This is a genomic window from Consotaella aegiceratis, assembly GCF_036541425.1.
Lineage (GTDB): Bacteria > Pseudomonadota > Alphaproteobacteria > Rhizobiales > Rhizobiaceae > Consotaella > Consotaella aegiceratis.
Window position 1 is genome coordinate 1 of record NZ_JAZHFT010000018.1, and the last position, 16,416, is coordinate 16,416.

Sequence of the window (16,416 nt, forward strand, 5' to 3'; positions counted from 1 at the left end):
GCAATCGTCAGAACCTCCAGAAGATCGTGGCGCTTGGCATTACCCGTGCGCGGATCCGGAACCTCGGCAAAGCTCGCCGTGAACCAGGACATCGGCCTTCTCCTCTCAGAGCCAGGCCCTCATCCGAATCCATTCAACCAACAAATGCCAATTCAAATTCCCAAATGCGATCCCCCTGCCTTCTGCTTAGGCGTGCGTGGCTCGTCGGCCCGCCGATAGGTCAGGCGCTTGCCTTCAATGTCAGCCAATGCGGCGTCACGACACTGCACGTCTGAGACGCCAAGCTTGGTGCGGTTGTTGTAGCGGAAATCGAACTCGGCAAGGTAGCGGTGCATATGGGCTTCGCCGCAGTGGTGATAGACGCCGGTCATGCCGCGTTTGAATATGGAGAAAACATTCTCAATCGTGTTCGAATGGATGGCGAACTCGTCTTCATAACGAACATACTTTCCAGCCGAATGCTTGGTCGAACGGTGCGAGGCGTGTTCCTGGCCGATCTCGACATAAAGACGGACTTCGTTGATGACGAGATCGGGCTCCCGGCCGGCATTGCGCACTGGAACTTCGCGCACGATCTCGTTGGCGTGTCCCCGTCCTACTCCTTCATCGGGTTCTCGCCCGGCCAGTCGGCGAGGTGGTCCTCGAATTCTTCCAGTTCCATGCCCTCTTCGCTGACCGTGCGGCCGCGCACCGAAATGCCGGCGGCGTGCACCGTGTCGGGGTCGCCGGAGACCAGCGGGTGCCACCAGTAGAGGTCGCGCCCCTCGGCGATCAGGCGATAGCCGCAGGTCGGCGGCAGCCATTCGATGTTTCGCACCGTCTCGGGGTCGAGCGGCAGGCATTCGGGAACGATGGCCTGGCGGTTCTCGTAATTGGAACAGCGGCAGGTGCCGTCGTCGAGCAGCCGGCAGCGGACCTGGGTCCAGGCGATCTCGCCGGTGTCCCAATCCTCCAGCTTGTTGAGACAGCAGCGGGCGCAGCCATCGCAGAGCGACTCCCATTCCTGCGGGGTCATCTCCTCAAGTGGCTTTTCCTGCCAAAAGGGTTTGTTGCCGAAATCACGCATCACGGAAAAGTCTCTGGCGATTCACCATGCTTTTCTGCTTATCCTTCCATATAACGTGTGCGTAGACCAGAAAGGGGCGCTGGTCCGCGGTCGGTTCGTCGCGTCAATGCGACAACGGCCCACGGGCATTATTGAACAGAACGTACGGGATCCGTTGAGCGAAAAACCAAAGCGCCGGGCGCCATCGCGGCTGATCGAGATCGACGCCTGGATCGACACCAGTCTTTGGCGTGCGTTTCGTGGCTTTTCCGTGTTCTGGGAAAGCGTCACGATCTTTTCGCGCCGATTCCGGGCGCGCGGCTTCAACAAGCTGGCGGTGGAACTCGCCTGCGAAGGCCTGACCCTCGGTCTTGCCGGTTTCGTCCTGCTGCTGGCCCTGGCGCAGCCGGCGATGAAGGTGACGGCTGCCGGCCTGCCGCGCCAGTCCGACTATTCGGTTTTGTTCCTCGACCGCCACGGCAATGAGATCGGCCGGCGCGGCGTGCTGCGCTCCGAGGCGGTTCCGATCGAGGAAATGCCGGATCATTTCATCAAGGCGGTGCTCGCCACCGAGGATCGGCGCTTCTTCGAGCATTTCGGTATCGACTTTCTCGGTCTGCTCCGCGCGATGACCGAGAATGCCCGGGCCGGCGGCGTGGTCCAGGGCGGCTCGACGCTCACCCAGCAGCTCGCCAAGAACGTGTTTCTGTCCAACGAGCGCACGCTCGACCGCAAGATCAAGGAAGCCTTCATCTCGCTGTGGCTGGAAGCGCGCCTGAGCAAGCGCGACATCCTCCAGATGTACCTCAACCGCGCCTATATGGGCGGCGGCACGTTCGGCGCGGCGGCGGCGGCGCGCTTCTATTTCGACAAGGATCTGCGCGACGTCTCGCTCGCCGAGGCGGCCATGATGGCCGGCCTGTTCAAGGCCCCGGCCAAGTACGCACCGCACATCAACCTGCCGGCTGCCCGCGCCCGCGCCAACGAGGTGCTGACCAACATGGTCCAGGCGGGCTTCATGACCGAAGGCCAGGTGGTCGCGGCGCGGCGCCATCCGGCGACCGCCGTCGACCGCTCCACCATCAATTCGCCGGACTATTTCCTCGACTGGGCCTATCAGGAGGTCCAGCGGGTGGCGGCCGACCTGCCGCAGCGGACATTCATCGCCCGCACCACGATCGACATGGGCCTGCAGCAGCTCGCCGAGGAATCGATCGAGTACCATCTGCGACAGTTCGGCAAGACCTACAATGTCGAGCAGGGCGCCATGGTCGTGCTCGACGACGACGGCGGCGTGCGCGCCATGGTGGGCGGCCGCGACTACGGCCTGTCGCAGTTCAACCGCGCCACCAAGGCGCTGCGCCAGCCGGGCTCCTCCTTCAAGGCCTACGTCTATGCGGCGGCCATGGAGGCTGGCATGAAGCCCGGCGACACCGTGTCCGACACGCCGATCACCATCGGCCGCTGGTCGCCGCAGAACTATGGCCGCAACTTCCACGGCCGCGTTACGCTGGAGCGCGCCTTCGCCCAATCCTACAACGTGCCCGCCGTGCGGCTCAGCCGCGAGGTCGGCATGGACAAGGTTACGGCGCTGGCCAAGGCGATGGGCGTCGAATCCAATCTGCGCGGCGACAAGACCATGGCGCTCGGCACTTCCGAGGTGACGGTGCTCGACCAGGCCACCGGCTATGCGGTGTTCGCGGCCGGGGGCATGGATTCCCACCGGCACGCCATCCTTCAGTTGATCGGCGCCGATGGCGAGGCCCTGTGGGACGCCAAGCGGGACATGCCGCCGCGCCATCGCATCCTGTCCGAGCCGGCGACCCGCTCGATGCTGGAAATCATGCGCTCCGTGGTTCAGAACGGCACCGGGCGCCGCGCGCAGCTGCCGATGACCCAGGCGGCGGGCAAGACCGGGACCACCCAGAGCTATCGCGACGGATGGTTCTGCGGTGTCACCGGCAATTTCACCGCCGCCGTGTGGTTCGGCAACGACTCCTACGAGCCGACCAACAAGGTCTCTGGTGGCAATCTGCCGACCATGGCCTGGCAGCGCTTCATGGAAGCCGCCCATCACGGCATTGAATTGAAGCCCCTGCCCCTGATCGACAATCCGCTGCCCAAGCCCGGCGCGGCCGATATCGCGGCCGATGACGGCGACGGCCCTGAGCTGCCGCCACGGCCGGCAACGCTGACCGGCGAGGCCCAGAAGGTCCTCTCCGGCATCGCGGAGCTGATGAGCGACGCACCGCCGCTCGAGCCGGAGGAAGTGGCTGCCGCACGCTCGTCGGATGCCGTTGCCGCGGCAACCCGTTAAGCGGCGGACGATGCGGTTTCTTCCGCTTCTCGCCCTGACGCTGGCGATCGCTCTCGGGCTTGGCGGCTGGACAGCCGACTGGGCCATCCGCAGGGCGGCCGACAATGGCAGCATCGTCGTCGGCCCATGGACGGCCAATCCTTTGGCCGGCTCGGTGGATGCCGATCCCTATGCCAAGGCGCTTCTGGCGCGCACCGGCAATCTGACGCTGGGCCTGGGCGAAGGCATCGCGTTCCACGCGGTTCGCGACTCCAGCGGCAGCACGTTGGCGCGCGACTGCGTCTATCAGCTCAAGGGCCAGACGCCGGCGGCTCGGGTCTGGACGCTGGCGGCCTATGACGCCGAGGGCCAACTGATCGATCCCGGCGGTGGCCGGCCGAGCTGGCTGGTCTCCAGCAGCCTCATGCGCAACGAGGACAATTCCGTCGAGGTGACGGTCGGCGACGGAGCGATGTCCGGCAACTGGCTCGCCCTGGCCGGTGAAGGTCGCTTCGTGCTGGTGCTGACGCTCTACGATACGCCGGCCAGTTCGAGCACCGGCATGGGCCGGCTCACCCTGCCCGACCTAGTGCGCGGAGAATGCCGCGATGGGTAGGCTGTTGTTCGCCTGTCTGGTCGGCCTGGTCGGCGCGGCGATCGTCCACATTGCCGTCATCTTCGCCATTCCCCGCGTGGCGCAGAACGATGGATGGGGACGCCTGTCGCAGCTCGGCGATCTCTACGAAGTGGTGCAGATCGATGGCGTCACGGGCGGTCCGAGCGGTATTGCCAACCCGCCGCAACGCCTCGATTTTCTCGATCCCGCCTTTGCCGTCGCCAGTTGCCGGTTCTCGATCGAGGACGGGCCGGTGCATCTTTTTGCCGGCGAGCACACCGACTTCTGGTCGGCGTCGATCTACGACCGACGGAGCAACAATCTTTACAGCATCAACGACCGGTCGTCGGTGGGTGGCGTGTTCGACCTCGTCGTCGGGACGGCCGACCAATTGTTGGACATGCGCACCAACGCCGTCGATCGTGACGAGACGGCCATTCCGGTCGAGGTCGATCTGAAGGAAGGCTATCTGATCCTGCGGGCGCTGATCGATCACGAGAGCGAGCGGGCCGACGTCGGCACCTTCGTGCGATCCACCCGCTGCGAGCCGCTCAAATCGTCGGCAACGACGAGCGGCGCGGACGACGTCACAAGCTGACGAGCTGGTTATCGCGGTCCGAACCGGCGCGGTTGGCGCGCTTTTCCGCATCCGCATCGCCCAGTGGCTCGCGACGAACGCACGGCAGGATCAAAAGCTCGCCGGGACCGGCGGCTTCACGATCCGCGCTTGGTCGCGGCGCAAATCGGCGATCTGGAAATCTGATAACGACTGACATCGTTTCCGCTCCCCTCCGGGTCATCGATTCCAGCGATCCCTACGAGACCCTTTCTCCGGCCCATATGCGATTGGTCAAGGTTAATAGGTTTCTAACCCTTATCGCCCCATGCTTGCCTCTGACTGACGAACCGCCCACCCCGTATGGCTGGAGCCTCATGAAGGACGCCGCATCCTGCATCTTTCGCGCCTTGGAGCGCGACCGTCTGCACAGCGGCTTCGACACGATCGTCACGGCCGCGGCGGCGGCGTACGCCTTCTTGCGCTCACCTAACAAGGCGCAGGCGGCGGACCTCGGTCGCCTGGTCATGGCCAGCTGGGACCGCACGTCGCCAGAGGCCCGGCAGCTCCTGGCCGCGACGCTCAGCCGCTCGCCACGCCTGCCGCGCGAGATCGTGGACGCCCTCCTCGCCTGCCCGATCGATATTTCCGAGCCGTTTCTGGCAAACAGCCCCGTCCTGATGCCTGGCGATCTCAGCGCCCTGTCCGCCCGCGGCGACCAGCGTATCGCGTCGGTGCTGGCGAAACGTTCGGACCTTGCGACGTCGACGGCACCGGGCGGCGAGCCGGCCCGTGTCGCAACGAGTCCGGAACCGAAAGCGCAGGAAGCCGTCCAACCGGTGCCCCGGACCCGGCAGGCCCGACCCGAGGCTAAACGGGGGGGGATGAGCCCTGCCGATATCGACCCGCGGGCTAAGTCAGTGCGTCCGGCGACCGACGCCGAGCAGGTTCGAGGCACTTTGGCACGGTTGGTGGGCAAAGGTGCGCAAGCGGGCCTCGGCGAACAGCGCCTGACGGTCGAGACGATGCTGGACCTCGCCATGGATGGCCAGATCGACACCTTCTACGCCCGACTGGCGCGTACCCTGGGTCTCTCCGCAAGCCATGCCGATCTCCTGCGGTCGGACGAAGATGGCGAGCGTCTGGCGGTAGCGCTGCGGGCCCTGCAGGTCGCGTCGGGCGACGCCATGTCGCTGCTGATGATGCTGAAACCGGAAATCGGGCGTAAGGTCAAAGCCTTCGATCGGATGGAGCGGTTCTATCGCGCTCTGCGCCCCGAGGATTGCCGACGGCTCCTCGGTACCCCTGTCCGGCCGTTACTCAAGCTGCAGCCGTTGAGCCAGGACATCGATCGTCCCGAGCGGCAAGAGGCGCGCCCGGCCTTCGGGCGGCGCAAGTCCCGGCCGCTGGCGACCAGTCGGCGCGCCTGATTTTCAAACCCGATCGCCGCTTTCTGAAGAAGGACACCCGCCTCGGCGGATGCCCTCAACGCATTTCATCGGAACGGCGGCTTGAGGCTCAACCGTCCTTGTGCTCGAGAAGCGCCCGGATCAGCGCCTCATCGACCTCTCCGGTCGGCTCCAGCCCGGCCTGCTCCTGAAACGCCATGATGGCGCTGGTCGTCTTGTTGCCGACGATACCGTCCGGCGTACCCGGATCGAAGCCGAGCTTGATCAGGATCGCCTGAATGTTGCGGATCGCGCGCTTCATGTCGACGGAAGCGGTTTGCTCGCCCGAAACGGACCACTCCGGCGGCACCTCGACTGCGTTCGCCGCATCGTCGGCGGGTTGCGGCGTCCACGCGTCCACCTCGGCCTGAACCGCGTCGCGCGTCGCCGGCAGCAGCGACTTGGCGACCTCCTCCATCTTGTCCTTCGCATCGGCATCGCCCGACTTCGCGGCCACGGCGAACCAGCGATAGGACTCCTTCATGTCCTGCTCCACGCCGGCGCCGCGGGCGTACAGGATGCCGAGATTGTACTGGCTGTCGCGCATGCCATGCTCGGCCGCCTTCAAGAACCACTGCGCCGCAGTCTCCGGCTCGGACTTGCCGTCGACACCGGTCGCATAGAGCACGGCCAGATTGTGCATCGCCCGCACGTTGCCCTGATCGGCGGCCAGCGTGTACCAATCGCGCGAGGCGACCGTATCGCGCTCCACGCCATTGCCCTTCTCGTAGAGCGTGCCGAGACTGTACTGGGCCGGCGCGAAACCGAGGCGGGCAGCCTGAGAGAACCAGACCAGCGCACCGTCGACATCCGGCTCGCCGTTGCGGCCCTCCATCAGGCGCAGCCCCACTTCGAACAGGGCCTTGGGGTCCGATGCCTTGGCGGCGTCCGCCAGCGCTTGCGTACCGATACCGCTCGGCATCTCCGGCGCGGGCTTCTGGGCCTCAGCGGGAAGCTTGGCCAGGGCCTTTTGCATGAGTGTCATATCGCCCGCTGTCGGTTCGGGCGCTATTTCGTCGGCCTGCGACATGGGCGCCGGCGTCGCGGCGGGGGCCGAGGCCAGGCTTGCCTCCGACAGGAGTTTTTCCATCGGGAGAGGCGGCAGCGATTCGGGCATAGGCTGAAGTTCGATCGTTTCGTCGGGATTGGCGTCGTCGGGAAGTGCGGCGGCTTCCGCTGCTGCGTCCTCTCCTTTCGCGGCTTCAGCGTCAACACCTTGATCGTCTTCGGCCGGTACGGCAGCGGCCTCGAAATTCGTTGCCTCGTCCGCCGTCGGCTGGTCCACATTCAACAGCGCACGGCCCAACGGCATCGCCATCAAGGCCAGAATCACCGCGCCCACGGCCATCAGGATCGGCTTGCGTCGCCGCCCGATCGTCGCAGCCAGGCCGCCTTTTTCAGTCTCGGCGTCGTCGGACGGGTTCGCACGAAGTTCGTCGGCCTCCGCAGCGGCAGCCATGGCGGCGCGACGCGCCGCGGCGATGAAGTCGGCCTTGCCGGCCGGCTCACGCCGCTGATCGATCTCGTTCGCCTGCGCGGCGCGGACCCGGTCGAGCAGCGCCGCTACATTCGGCATTCCCGATCCCGGCGCCAACGGCCGGTTCGCTTCCAGATCGTCGATGATGTCGGCGGCATCGGGTCCCGGAACCGACGCCAGGTGAGGCTCGCTGCGGTCCGTCGCGTCGATCTCGCCATCATCCTCCATCGGAGCGAAGGACGGCTCGATTCTGGCTTGCGGCGGGACCTCGGCCTCGTCTTCGTCCAGCATAGGACCGGTCGTCTCGTGGCCGGGATCGCTCGGGACCGCGCCGAACTGCACGATCTCGCTTTCGATCTGGTCGAGGCGGCCGACGATCTTGATCAGCGTCCCATGCATCGCTTCGAACACGTCGTTGGCGCGTTCGTCGGTCTCGCGCGCCAGAACTTCCAGCGCGCGCAGATCTTCCGACAGCCGGGCGACGTGCTCGTTGTCCCAGCCCCGTCCGGACTCGATCATCCGGCTAACCGCTTCGTCGGCAGCGGCACGGGCCGAGGAGAGCACCGTCTCGCGATTCTCATCGAGACGGTGCTCGATGGCCGACAACCGGCGATCGAGTTCCTTGTCGAACTCGCCGGAAGGCGCAAGAGCCGCCTCGCCGAGATGTTCCGACAGGCGGGCGATCTGGTCTTCGAGCGAACGGATGGTCCCCGCATCCACCTGCGGCGCCGCGGCATCCTCCAGTCGCGCCATCATCGCGGCCAGCCGCGCCTCGATGGCGGACGTGTCGATCTGCGGCTGCTCGATCTCCGCAAAAACGGCTTCCAGACGCTCGGCAAACGCCTGCACGCGCCCCGCCAGATCGTCCGCCGAGCTGTCTTCGGCGAGAGCGTCGATGCGTTGCGACAGTTCCGCGATGCGCTGCGACATTGCCTGCGCCTCGCCTTCGTCGCTCAGTCGGTCGACGCGCGCGGCCAGGGTGGCGATCCGCGCCTCGATACGCTCGATCGGTGCCATGTCCACGGGCACGGCCTGGCGCGACACGGCGATGATGGCGTGCGAGATTTCGTCGAGACGATCCTCGATTGCCTTGAACTGCTCGACCTCCGGCTCCTGTTGGCGGCGGGCCAGAGCGTCGATCCCCAAGGCGAGAGCGTGGATTCGTTCTTCCAGCGGCGTAATGGCCAGATTCTCGGGTATCCTCGCGAGAGACGCCTCGATCTGTTCCATCCGCTCTCCGAGCCTGAGAATGTTCCGCTCGATATCCTTGTTGGCAAAACGCTCCTCGAGCCCGTCCCAGCGCTCTTCGACGGCCTTCAGGGACTCTTCGCTGGCGAGCTTCTCCAGTTTGGCGCGCAGCGCCTCGAACTCGTCCTTGAGGAGACTGCGGAGGCTTTCCTCGGTCTTCGCATCGTTGGCGTTGTAGAGCGCCTGGAAGTCTTCCCAGCGCCGGGCGACCTCGCGAATATCGTCTTCCTTGGCCAACGAGCGCAACGAATCGCGCAGCCGCTGCAGCTCCTGCTTGAGCTCGGTGCGCTCGTGCGGCTCTTCCTCCGCCGCCACGGCGGCCGCGGTCATGCGACGCCGCAGATCGTTGGCGTTCGTCACGCTCTGCTCGCAGGCCTTGTCCACGGCAATCGTGCGGATCTCCTCGAGTTCGACGCGCAGACGTTCGATGGTCGCTTCGTCGGCCCCCTCGTCCGCCATCGCATCCAGCATGGCGCTCATCCGGGTCATCTCGGAAGACAGCAGCTCCATCGATTCGCCGTTGGCGACCATCCCGCGCAGGTCCATCAACATCTCCTCGACGGCGCGAAGGCGCGCATGGAACCGGAGTTCCGCCTCATGGCGAACCTCGCGGCGGAGATGGCGCAATTCGTCGGCGATTCCCGCCATCGCCCCGACGCCGGTGCCTTCTGCTCGCCAAGCTTCCACCTGGCGCGCCAAGGTGCGCAGTTGGTCGTCGAGGTCCATTCCCACCGGCTGCGGGGGCGTGGGCGAGCGCGGTCGCTCGTCCCGAATTTTCTGGTCCTGCATACGGCGCTGCATCACGAACTCGGAGGCGGCGTCCTCCCATCCCCGGCTCTTGGCGGCCTCCTGGGCATGATCCTCGACGGCGGCCGCCGCATGCGGAACCACCACGCCGGATGGCTGGCGGCGCGCTGCGGTCAACTTGGCCAACCGGGTCTCGAGGTCCTCAAGGGTACGGTTCAACGCAGTCAGAGACGAGCCGTCGCTGGTATCCTGTGCCGTCGCCTCGGTCTGCGATGTGGTTCTCATCTGGGCCATCCCTTTCTTGGGCCTCTGGGAGCGGCTTGCCGTCGACGTCTGAGAAGACCCTGGCCGGCTGAGGACTGTCGCCGAAGTTAACTTCGAGTTAAATCCACGACCTCGTCTTCACCCTTTAGTAAGGCAACCGTGACTGAAACTGGATTGCAGCCACAGGTTCCCAAGCGACCAACTGCCGCAACGTCTTGTAAGGCGCCCATAGCAACCCGATATGGTTTTCGGTCTCGTGGGACACGAACTCGGCAACCGGTCCGCATCGGGCGGCCTGACCCGCTGGATTCGAGGGTTCGGCGGAACCATGGCTGGCGGCGGTCCATCGATTCGGCTTTTGCCCGAGCTTCATCGCGAAGTTGCGCAGGTGTCGGAATCGGATCCGCTTTGGGTTCGATGCCGAAAGGCAGGATCGAGCGCGCTGTTTCGGAAGCTTCGCTTCCAAACCGTACGGATGCGGATGATGATCCAGACAGAACGGGCCGAGCGGCCAGAGACCGAAACGACGCTTGATGTGGACGTCCTGTTGGGGCTCCGTCGCGATGAGCCCGCCGGCAGGGACGTCTTCCGGATCGGCGACCTGGCGCGTGAGTTCGGAGTGACGTTGCGCACTCTGCGCTACTACGAGGATCGCGGCCTGCTCAATCCCGAGCGCCGGGGCACCACGCGGCTCTATTCGCGCCGGGATCGCGCGCGTCTGCGCATGGTTCTGCTGGCAAAGCTTCTCGGCTTCTCGCTCACCGAAGCCAAGCAGATGATCGAGCTCTACGACCGGCCGGGAGGCAAGCGCCTGCAGCTCGAAACGGTGCTCGCTCGGTTTGAGGAGCAGCGCCGGATTCTCGAAGACCAACGCAAGGAGATCGAGGAATCGATCAGGGCGATGGATGTCTCCGTCGCCCATGTCAAAGAACTGCTCGAGGAGATGGAGTCCTAAGGACAAGGGCCGACGGGCGCCGTCCTCCAATTGCGCGTCCGCCCTCCCGAATCCTCGCTGGCTTTTGCGCCATAGCCGCTCAGGTCTTTCGCCAGCGCCGCTTCAGAAAACCCTTCTTCTCGGTGTGCGGTCGCGGCGTCTTGGCCGTGCTTTCGCCGATGGTATCGGCCACCCGCGCACCCCGCTGGCCGAGCGGCTTTTCCGGATAGTCGGTCGTGTCGAGCGCTGTCTGATGCTCCATCTCGGCGTTGATCTCCGCACCGAGAATGAAGATCACCGCCGAGACCCAGACCCACATCATGAAGCCGATCACGGCGCCCAGCGGGCCGTAGGTGGCGTTGTAGTTGGCGATGTTCTGGAGATACCAGGAAAAGGCCATGGAAGCCGCCAGCCAGACGATCGAGGTCAGGATGGCACCGATGATCACCCAACTCCAGCGCGCTCGTGTGCGGCTTGGACCGAATCGATAGACGAGGGCAATGGAGCCGACCAGGATCGCGAAGGCGATCGGCCAGCGGAGCATCCCGATCAGCAGATCGGCGAAGCCCGACAGCCCGAAGACCGCCATGATCGCCGGCACCAGCCCCACCGTCACCAGAAGCAGCACGCCGACCAGGAAGGCGCCGAGCGTGAAGGCGAAGCCCAAGCCGTAGAGCTTCAGAAAACTGCGCCGCTCCATCTCGCCATAGGCCACGTTCATCGCCTCGAACAGCGTCATGATGCCGTAGTTCGCGCTCCAGAACGAAAACAGCAGCCCGCCGACGAAGCCGATCGACAACGAGGTGCTGGTCTCGCCGACCAGGCGTTCCAGCTGCGATTGGATCAGCTCTGCGCCGGCCGGCGGCAACACCGTGTTGATGAAGGCGATATGGCCGGCAATAGTGGTGGGATCGGACACCAGACCGTAGATCGAGACGAACACTGCCACGGCAGGAAACAGCGCCAGGAGCAGATAGAAGGTGGCACCGGCGGCGATCAGCATCACGCGGTCCTGAGAGAAGGACGAAATGATGCGCGCCAGAATATCCTTCCAGCCCTTCCAGGGAATGTTGGCAGGAAACTTGGCGTCGCGGCCACGCCCCGGCTCGCTGGCGCGGCGGCGCATCTCCTCCGTGGTGTTGGGCGCGAAACGCGGGCTCACGCGTAGGCCTCCGCAACCAATCCCCTTCTCCAAACCTCCGCTATGACCATCTCGATTACGCGGCCTTCCCCTCGGGCCGGCAGCGCGACGGCGCTCGGCCCCGCCTCAACAATGGTGCACCGATCGCAGAGTTCCTGGAAGAGGGTAAGAAGGCTTCAGGCCGCAGAGCGGATCGTCGGCCCTCCAGGACGAAGCAGCGGTGGCCGGGCGCCGCCGGTTGGACAAGCGGGGTCCGCATGATCGCCGGACCCGACGGCTATTGAACGAGCGACGCGGGAAACGAAGCCGAGGACATATCCGTCATTGGCGGCACCGCGTCCGATCAGGCTTTGGCTTTCTTCGGTTTGGCGCGCTTCGGCTTGTCGCGGGAGGGGCCGCCAGTGCCTTGCGGCTGCTTGCCTTTCGGCTTGAAGGCCTTGCGCTCTCGGCCCTGCCCGCCCTGCCCGCCAGGACCGTCGGCATAGGATATGGTGATGTCGTCGCCGTCGCTGTGCGCCGCGGCCTCGGCGAAGCGCTTGGCGACGCTTTCGGCGATTTCGAACTTGGTTTCGCGATCATAGATCTTGATCGCGCCGATCTCCTGGCGGGTGATCTTGCCACGCCGGCACAGAAGCGGCAGCAGCCATTTCGGATCGGCGTTGTTGCGCCGTCCGACGTCCATGCGGAACCAGATGGTGGGACCGCCGCGCTCGTGCTTCGAGAACCCTCTCTCGGCACGGTCGCGGCCAGGCTTTCCGGCCTTGGGGTCGGGGCCGAAGTTCGGGTCGAACACCTCTTCGGGGGCAGGAAGGCGAGCACGCCACTGACGCACCAGCGCGGCGGCGAGAACCTCCGGCGAGTGGGCGGCCAATAGCCGGGCGGCGGTCGCCCGATCCTCTTCGCTCGGTTCTTGCGTGAAGGCCGGATCGGCCAGCAGCCGAGCGTCGTCGGCAGCGCGGATTTCCTCGGCGGACGGTGCCGCACCCCAGGTCGCGTCGATCTTGGCGTCGGCCAGAAGTCGTTCGGCCTTGCGGCGGCGGGAGATCGGCACCAGCAGGACCGAGATGCCCTTGCGCCCTGCCCGCCCGGTCCGGCCCGAGCGATGCTGCAGCGTCTCGGCATCGCTCGGCAGGTCGGCATGGACGACGAGGCCGAGGCTCGGCAGGTCGAGGCCGCGCGCGGCGACGTCGGTCGCCACGCACACGCGTGCTCGGCCGTCCCGCAACGCATGGATCGCCTGATTGCGCTCCGCCTGGCCCAGTTCGCCCGACAGCGTCACGGCGGCAAAGCCACGCTCGATCAGTCCGGAGGACAGATGGCGGACGGTCTCGCGCGTGTTGCAGAAGACGATGGCGCTCGGCGCCTCGGCGCGGCGCAGGATGTTGGTGACGGCGTGCTCGACCTCGTTCGGCGCGATCCGAACGGCGCGGTATTCGATGTCGGCATGGCCGGTCTCGCCCCGCGCGATCTCGATGCGAAGCGCACCCTGCTGATAGCGCTTGGTCAACTGGATGATGGGTTTCGGCAGCGTCGCCGAGAACATCAGCGTGCGGCGCGAGGCCGGTGTCGCCTGCAGCAGGAATTCGAGATCCTCGCGAAAGCCGAGATTGAGCATCTCGTCGGCTTCGTCGAGGACGAGAGCCTTCAGGCTGCCGATCTGCAGCGCGCCGCGTGTCAGATGGTCGCGCAGCCGCCCCGGCGTGCCGACGACGATGTGGACACCCTGGCCGAGTTGGCGGCGCTCGGCGCGTGGGTCCATGCCGCCCACCAGCGTGGCGAGCTTGGCGCCGGTCTGCGCGTAGAGCCAGCCGAGTTCGTTCGTCACCTGCATGGCGAGTTCGCGCGTCGGGGCGACGATCAGCGCCATCGGCTCGCCGGCCTCCGGCAGCGTCTCGCCTTCTCCGAGAAGCGAGGGCGCGAGAGCGAGGCCATAGGCGACGGTCTTGCCGGAGCCGGTCTGGGCCGAAACCAGAAGATCGCGGCCGGCAGCATCCGGTTTCAGGACCGCGGATTGAACGTCGGTGAGGTCGACGTAGCCACGGGCAGCAAGGGCGGCGGCGAGCGGAGCGCTCGTCGTGGGAAGAGGCATGGCATGTCCTAGACGGGGCGGAATCGGTTAGGCGCAGGCGCGCGGCGGTTCCGCAAAAAGCAGGCGGCAAGGCGCCCGGTTTGCTGGCGGCTCTATACCAAGGCTTTGCCGAGAAGCCAATCGTTCGTGCATCGGATGACACCGAACGAAGGCCGGTTTCAGGATCGCGGGCAACAGCGGTCGGAAATCCATGTACCTCTCCTTGAGCGATCCGTCGTGACGGCTATGGACTCCCGCTGTCAAACCACATACAAGGTATTTATTCCTTTGGCCTGCGGAAGACAGTCCGATGTTCTCGCACGACCGGGTCTGGGCGGCCATCGACGCCCTGGCGACACGCTACGGAATGTCCCCCTCGGGGCTGGCGCGCCGTGCCGGACTCGACCCCACGACCTTCAACAAGTCCAAGCGCACCGCCTCTGATGGGCGCCCGCGTTGGCCGTCGACGGAGTCGATCGCCAAGGTTTTCCAGGCCACGGGCTCGAACATGGAGGATTTCGTCGAGCTGATGGGGGGTGCCGGGTCGCCGAGCCGCTTGCGATCCATCGCCGTGCCGCTCCTCGGCCTCGCCCAGGCTGGCGGCGGAGGCTTCTTCGACGATGCCGGCTTTCCCATCGGCCAAGGCTGGGACGAGATCCGGCTGCCGCCCACCGACGAAGAGGCGGTCTATGCGCTGGAGGTCTCGGGCCATTCGATGATGCCGCTCTATCGCGAGGGCGACATCGTCATCGTCTCGCCCAGCGCCTCGCTTCGGCGCGGCGACCGCGTCGTGGTGAAGACCCGCGATGGCGAGGTGATGGCCAAGGTCCTGCAGCGCAAGACGGCCCGCACCGTGGAACTCTCCTCCTTCAACCCGGACTATCCGGATCGCCAGTTCGATCTCGACCAGATCGAGTGGATGGCGCGCATTCTGTGGGCGAGCCAATAGGGCTTGCGCCCTGACCGGACGCGCCGCCCCACACCGCCCCGTCGTGGATCGCAGCCAAGCAATCAGCGGGCCGCCGCGGCGATCGCCTCCGCGCGGATCTCCTCGGTCAACTTCAGCCGCAGCGCTGAGAAGTCAGGTGAAGATTTCATCGTATAGTCCCGCGGATGCGGCAGATCGACCGGCGTGATCGACTTGATGCGGCCGGGCCGCGCCGTCATCGTCACCACGCGGGCCGCCATGAAGACCGCCTCCTCGATATCGTGGGTGACGAACATCACCGTCTTGCGGTGCTTCTCCCATATCGACAGCAAGAGTTCCTGCATCAGTCCGCGCGTCTGGTTGTCGAGTGCGCCGAACGGCTCGTCGAGCAGCAGCACCTTCGGGTCGTTGGCCAGTGCCCGGGCGATGGCGCAGCGCTGCTGCATGCCGCCCGACAGATGCGACGGCCAATGGTTCTCGAAGCCGCGCAGGCCGACGCTGTCGATATAGTCGGCGACGATCCTGCGGCTTTCGGCGGTCTTTACCCCCTTTTCGCGCAGACCGAAGCCGATGTTCTGGGCGACGGTCAGCCACGGAAACAGAGTATAGGATTGGAACACCATGCCCCGGTTGGCGCCGGGGCCCTCGACCCGCTTGCCCTCCAACCGCACCTCGCCGGTGGTCGGCCGGTCGAGACCGGCGACGATGCGCAGCAGCGTCGATTTCCCGCAGCCGGAAGGTCCGAGGATCGTCACGAAGTCGTTTTCGGCCAGCGCCAGGTCGGTCGGCTCCAGGGCGCGGACCGGGTCGCCGCCCCTCACCGGCGGAAAGATGCGGCTGACGCCGTCGATCTCGAGCAGGCTCATGCGTATTTCCAGGCGAACAGCGCGCGATTGGCCAGTCGGAACAAGGTGTCCGAGATCAGCCCGATGACGCCGATGACGATGATGCCGAAAATCATCTGCCCGGTCGCCATCAGCGCCTGGGAATTGATGATCATGTAGCCGATGCCCGACGAGGCGCCGATCAGTTCGGCGACGATGACGTAGGTCCAGGCCCAGCCGAGCACCAGGCGCAGCGTCTCGGCGATGTCGGGCGCGGCCGACGGCAGCAGCACGCGCGTGAGGATGCCGCGGTCGCGGGCGCCCAGCGTATAGGCCGCCTCCACCAGGTCGCGGCGGGTGCCGGAGACGATGACGGCGACCATCAGAATGATCTGGAACACCGAGCCGATGAAGATCACCAGCAGCTTCTGCGTCTCGCCGATGCCCGCCCACAGGATCAGGAGCGGAATGAAGGCCGAGGCCGGCAGATAGCGCGCGAACGAGACGAAGGGCTCCAACAGCGCCTCGATCGGCTTGTAGGCCCCCATGGCGATGCCCAACGGGACGCCGACGACGGCCGCCAGCACGAAGCCGCCGACTACCCGCCAGACCGTCACCGCGATATCCTCGACAAAGCCCCGCTGGCTCAGGAGATACCAGCCGTCGCCGAGCATCGTCAGCGGATCGGCGAGAAAGGTGCGCGAGACCATGCCCGTCAGCGTGACGAAAGCCCAGGCTGCGACGAACACGATGAAGAACAGGACGCCAAGCGAAACCCGCAGGCGATTGTCGATCGGTTCAAGCGGACGCATGATGAGCAACGC

At 65.7% G+C, this 16,416-nt stretch carries 12 protein-coding genes and 1 pseudogene; 6 read left to right on the forward strand and 7 right to left on the reverse strand.

Going from position 1 to position 16,416, the window contains the following annotated elements; translation table 11 throughout:
• Positions 1 to 152: 152 nt before the first annotated feature.
• A pseudogene (locus SMD10_RS13330) lies at positions 153 to 578 on the reverse strand (transposase); the annotation flags it as partial.
• Between the two features lie 17 nt (positions 579 to 595).
• Entirely contained in the window at positions 596 to 1,066 is a 471-nt protein-coding gene (locus SMD10_RS13335) for a YcgN family cysteine cluster protein (RefSeq protein ID WP_331686196.1), read from the reverse strand.
• A 106-nt stretch (positions 1,067 to 1,172) separates the two neighbouring features.
• Here SMD10_RS13335 and SMD10_RS13340 point away from each other — a divergent pair, with 106 nt between their 5' ends.
• The 4 genes from SMD10_RS13340 (at position 1,173) to SMD10_RS13355 (ending at position 5,943) form a co-directional block, all read left to right on the forward strand.
• The gene (locus tag SMD10_RS13340; protein ID WP_331686197.1) at positions 1,173 to 3,362 is read left to right on the forward strand and encodes a transglycosylase domain-containing protein; all 2,190 of its coding nucleotides are present in this window, start codon (positions 1,173 to 1,175) and stop codon (positions 3,360 to 3,362) included.
• A gap of 10 nt (positions 3,363 to 3,372) precedes the next feature.
• Entirely contained in the window at positions 3,373 to 3,957 is a 585-nt protein-coding gene (locus SMD10_RS13345) for a DUF1214 domain-containing protein (RefSeq protein ID WP_331686198.1), read from the forward strand.
• Positions 3,950 to 4,555, forward strand: a complete 606-nt coding sequence (locus SMD10_RS13350; RefSeq protein WP_331686199.1) for a DUF1254 domain-containing protein — start codon at positions 3,950 to 3,952, stop codon at positions 4,553 to 4,555. Before SMD10_RS13345 ends, SMD10_RS13350 begins: the two co-directional genes overlap by 8 nt.
• A 335-nt stretch (positions 4,556 to 4,890) precedes the next feature.
• Complete coding sequence (locus SMD10_RS13355; protein ID WP_331686200.1) at positions 4,891 to 5,943, forward strand: DUF2336 domain-containing protein; 1,053 nt, start codon at positions 4,891 to 4,893, stop codon at positions 5,941 to 5,943.
• 88 nt (positions 5,944 to 6,031) lie between these two features.
• Here the strand turns inward: SMD10_RS13355 and SMD10_RS13360 are convergent, their stop codons facing one another.
• Positions 6,032 to 9,718 (reverse strand): peptidoglycan-binding protein, encoded by a 3,687-nt coding sequence (locus tag SMD10_RS13360; protein ID WP_331686201.1) that lies wholly within the window; start codon positions 9,716 to 9,718, stop codon positions 6,032 to 6,034.
• A gap of 463 nt (positions 9,719 to 10,181) precedes the next feature.
• On the opposite strand from SMD10_RS13360, the gene SMD10_RS13365 reads away from it, so the two are divergent.
• Positions 10,182 to 10,652 (forward strand): MerR family transcriptional regulator, encoded by a 471-nt coding sequence (locus SMD10_RS13365; RefSeq protein WP_331686202.1) that lies wholly within the window; start codon positions 10,182 to 10,184, stop codon positions 10,650 to 10,652.
• A gap of 79 nt (positions 10,653 to 10,731) precedes the next feature.
• On the opposite strand, the gene SMD10_RS13370 is transcribed toward SMD10_RS13365, so the two are convergent.
• Together SMD10_RS13370 and SMD10_RS13375 are read right to left on the reverse strand one after the other, a co-directional pair.
• Positions 10,732 to 11,793 carry a YihY/virulence factor BrkB family protein gene (locus tag SMD10_RS13370; protein ID WP_331686203.1) on the reverse strand — a complete coding sequence of 354 codons (1,062 nt, stop codon included), beginning with the start codon at positions 11,791 to 11,793 and terminating at the stop codon, positions 10,732 to 10,734.
• Positions 11,794 to 12,115: 322 nt separating this feature from the next.
• On the reverse strand, positions 12,116 to 13,861 hold the full coding sequence (locus SMD10_RS13375) for a DEAD/DEAH box helicase (protein ID WP_331686204.1): 1,746 nt from the start codon (positions 13,859 to 13,861) through the stop codon (positions 12,116 to 12,118).
• 289 nt (positions 13,862 to 14,150) lie between these two features.
• Here SMD10_RS13375 and SMD10_RS13380 point away from each other — a divergent pair, with 289 nt between their 5' ends.
• Complete coding sequence (locus tag SMD10_RS13380; RefSeq protein ID WP_331686205.1) at positions 14,151 to 14,789, forward strand: S24 family peptidase; 639 nt, start codon at positions 14,151 to 14,153, stop codon at positions 14,787 to 14,789.
• A gap of 62 nt (positions 14,790 to 14,851) precedes the next feature.
• On the opposite strand, the gene SMD10_RS13385 is transcribed toward SMD10_RS13380, so the two are convergent.
• Positions 14,852 to 15,634: an ABC transporter ATP-binding protein gene (locus SMD10_RS13385; RefSeq protein WP_331686207.1), complete on the reverse strand. Its 783-nt coding sequence runs from the start codon at positions 15,632 to 15,634 to the stop codon at positions 14,852 to 14,854.
• Positions 15,631 to 16,404, reverse strand: coding sequence for an ABC transporter permease (locus SMD10_RS13390; protein ID WP_331686208.1), 774 nt, complete (start codon positions 16,402 to 16,404; stop codon positions 15,631 to 15,633). Before SMD10_RS13390 ends, SMD10_RS13385 begins: the two co-directional genes overlap by 4 nt.
• Between the last annotated feature and the right edge of the window lie 12 nt (positions 16,405 to 16,416).

What these genes read in the sequence shown, in the direction of transcription:
- SMD10_RS13335 (WP_331686196.1), bottom strand. Translation starts at nt 1,066, where the DNA reads ATGCGTGATTTCGGCAACAAACCCTTTTGGCAGGAAAAGCCACTTGAG.
- SMD10_RS13340 (WP_331686197.1), top strand. Translation starts at nt 1,173, where the DNA reads ATGCGACAACGGCCCACGGGCATTATTGAACAGAACGTACGGGATCCG.
- SMD10_RS13345 (WP_331686198.1), top strand. Translation starts at nt 3,373, where the DNA reads ATGCGGTTTCTTCCGCTTCTCGCCCTGACGCTGGCGATCGCTCTCGGG.
- SMD10_RS13350 (WP_331686199.1), top strand. Translation starts at nt 3,950, where the DNA reads ATGGGTAGGCTGTTGTTCGCCTGTCTGGTCGGCCTGGTCGGCGCGGCG.
- SMD10_RS13355 (WP_331686200.1), top strand. Translation starts at nt 4,891, where the DNA reads ATGAAGGACGCCGCATCCTGCATCTTTCGCGCCTTGGAGCGCGACCGT.
- SMD10_RS13360 (WP_331686201.1), bottom strand. Translation starts at nt 9,718, where the DNA reads ATGAGAACCACATCGCAGACCGAGGCGACGGCACAGGATACCAGCGAC.
- SMD10_RS13365 (WP_331686202.1), top strand. Translation starts at nt 10,182, where the DNA reads ATGATCCAGACAGAACGGGCCGAGCGGCCAGAGACCGAAACGACGCTT.
- SMD10_RS13375 (WP_331686204.1), bottom strand. Translation starts at nt 13,861, where the DNA reads ATGCCTCTTCCCACGACGAGCGCTCCGCTCGCCGCCGCCCTTGCTGCC.
- SMD10_RS13380 (WP_331686205.1), top strand. Translation starts at nt 14,151, where the DNA reads ATGTTCTCGCACGACCGGGTCTGGGCGGCCATCGACGCCCTGGCGACA.
- SMD10_RS13385 (WP_331686207.1), bottom strand. Translation starts at nt 15,634, where the DNA reads ATGAGCCTGCTCGAGATCGACGGCGTCAGCCGCATCTTTCCGCCGGTG.
- SMD10_RS13390 (WP_331686208.1), bottom strand. Translation starts at nt 16,404, where the DNA reads ATGCGTCCGCTTGAACCGATCGACAATCGCCTGCGGGTTTCGCTTGGC.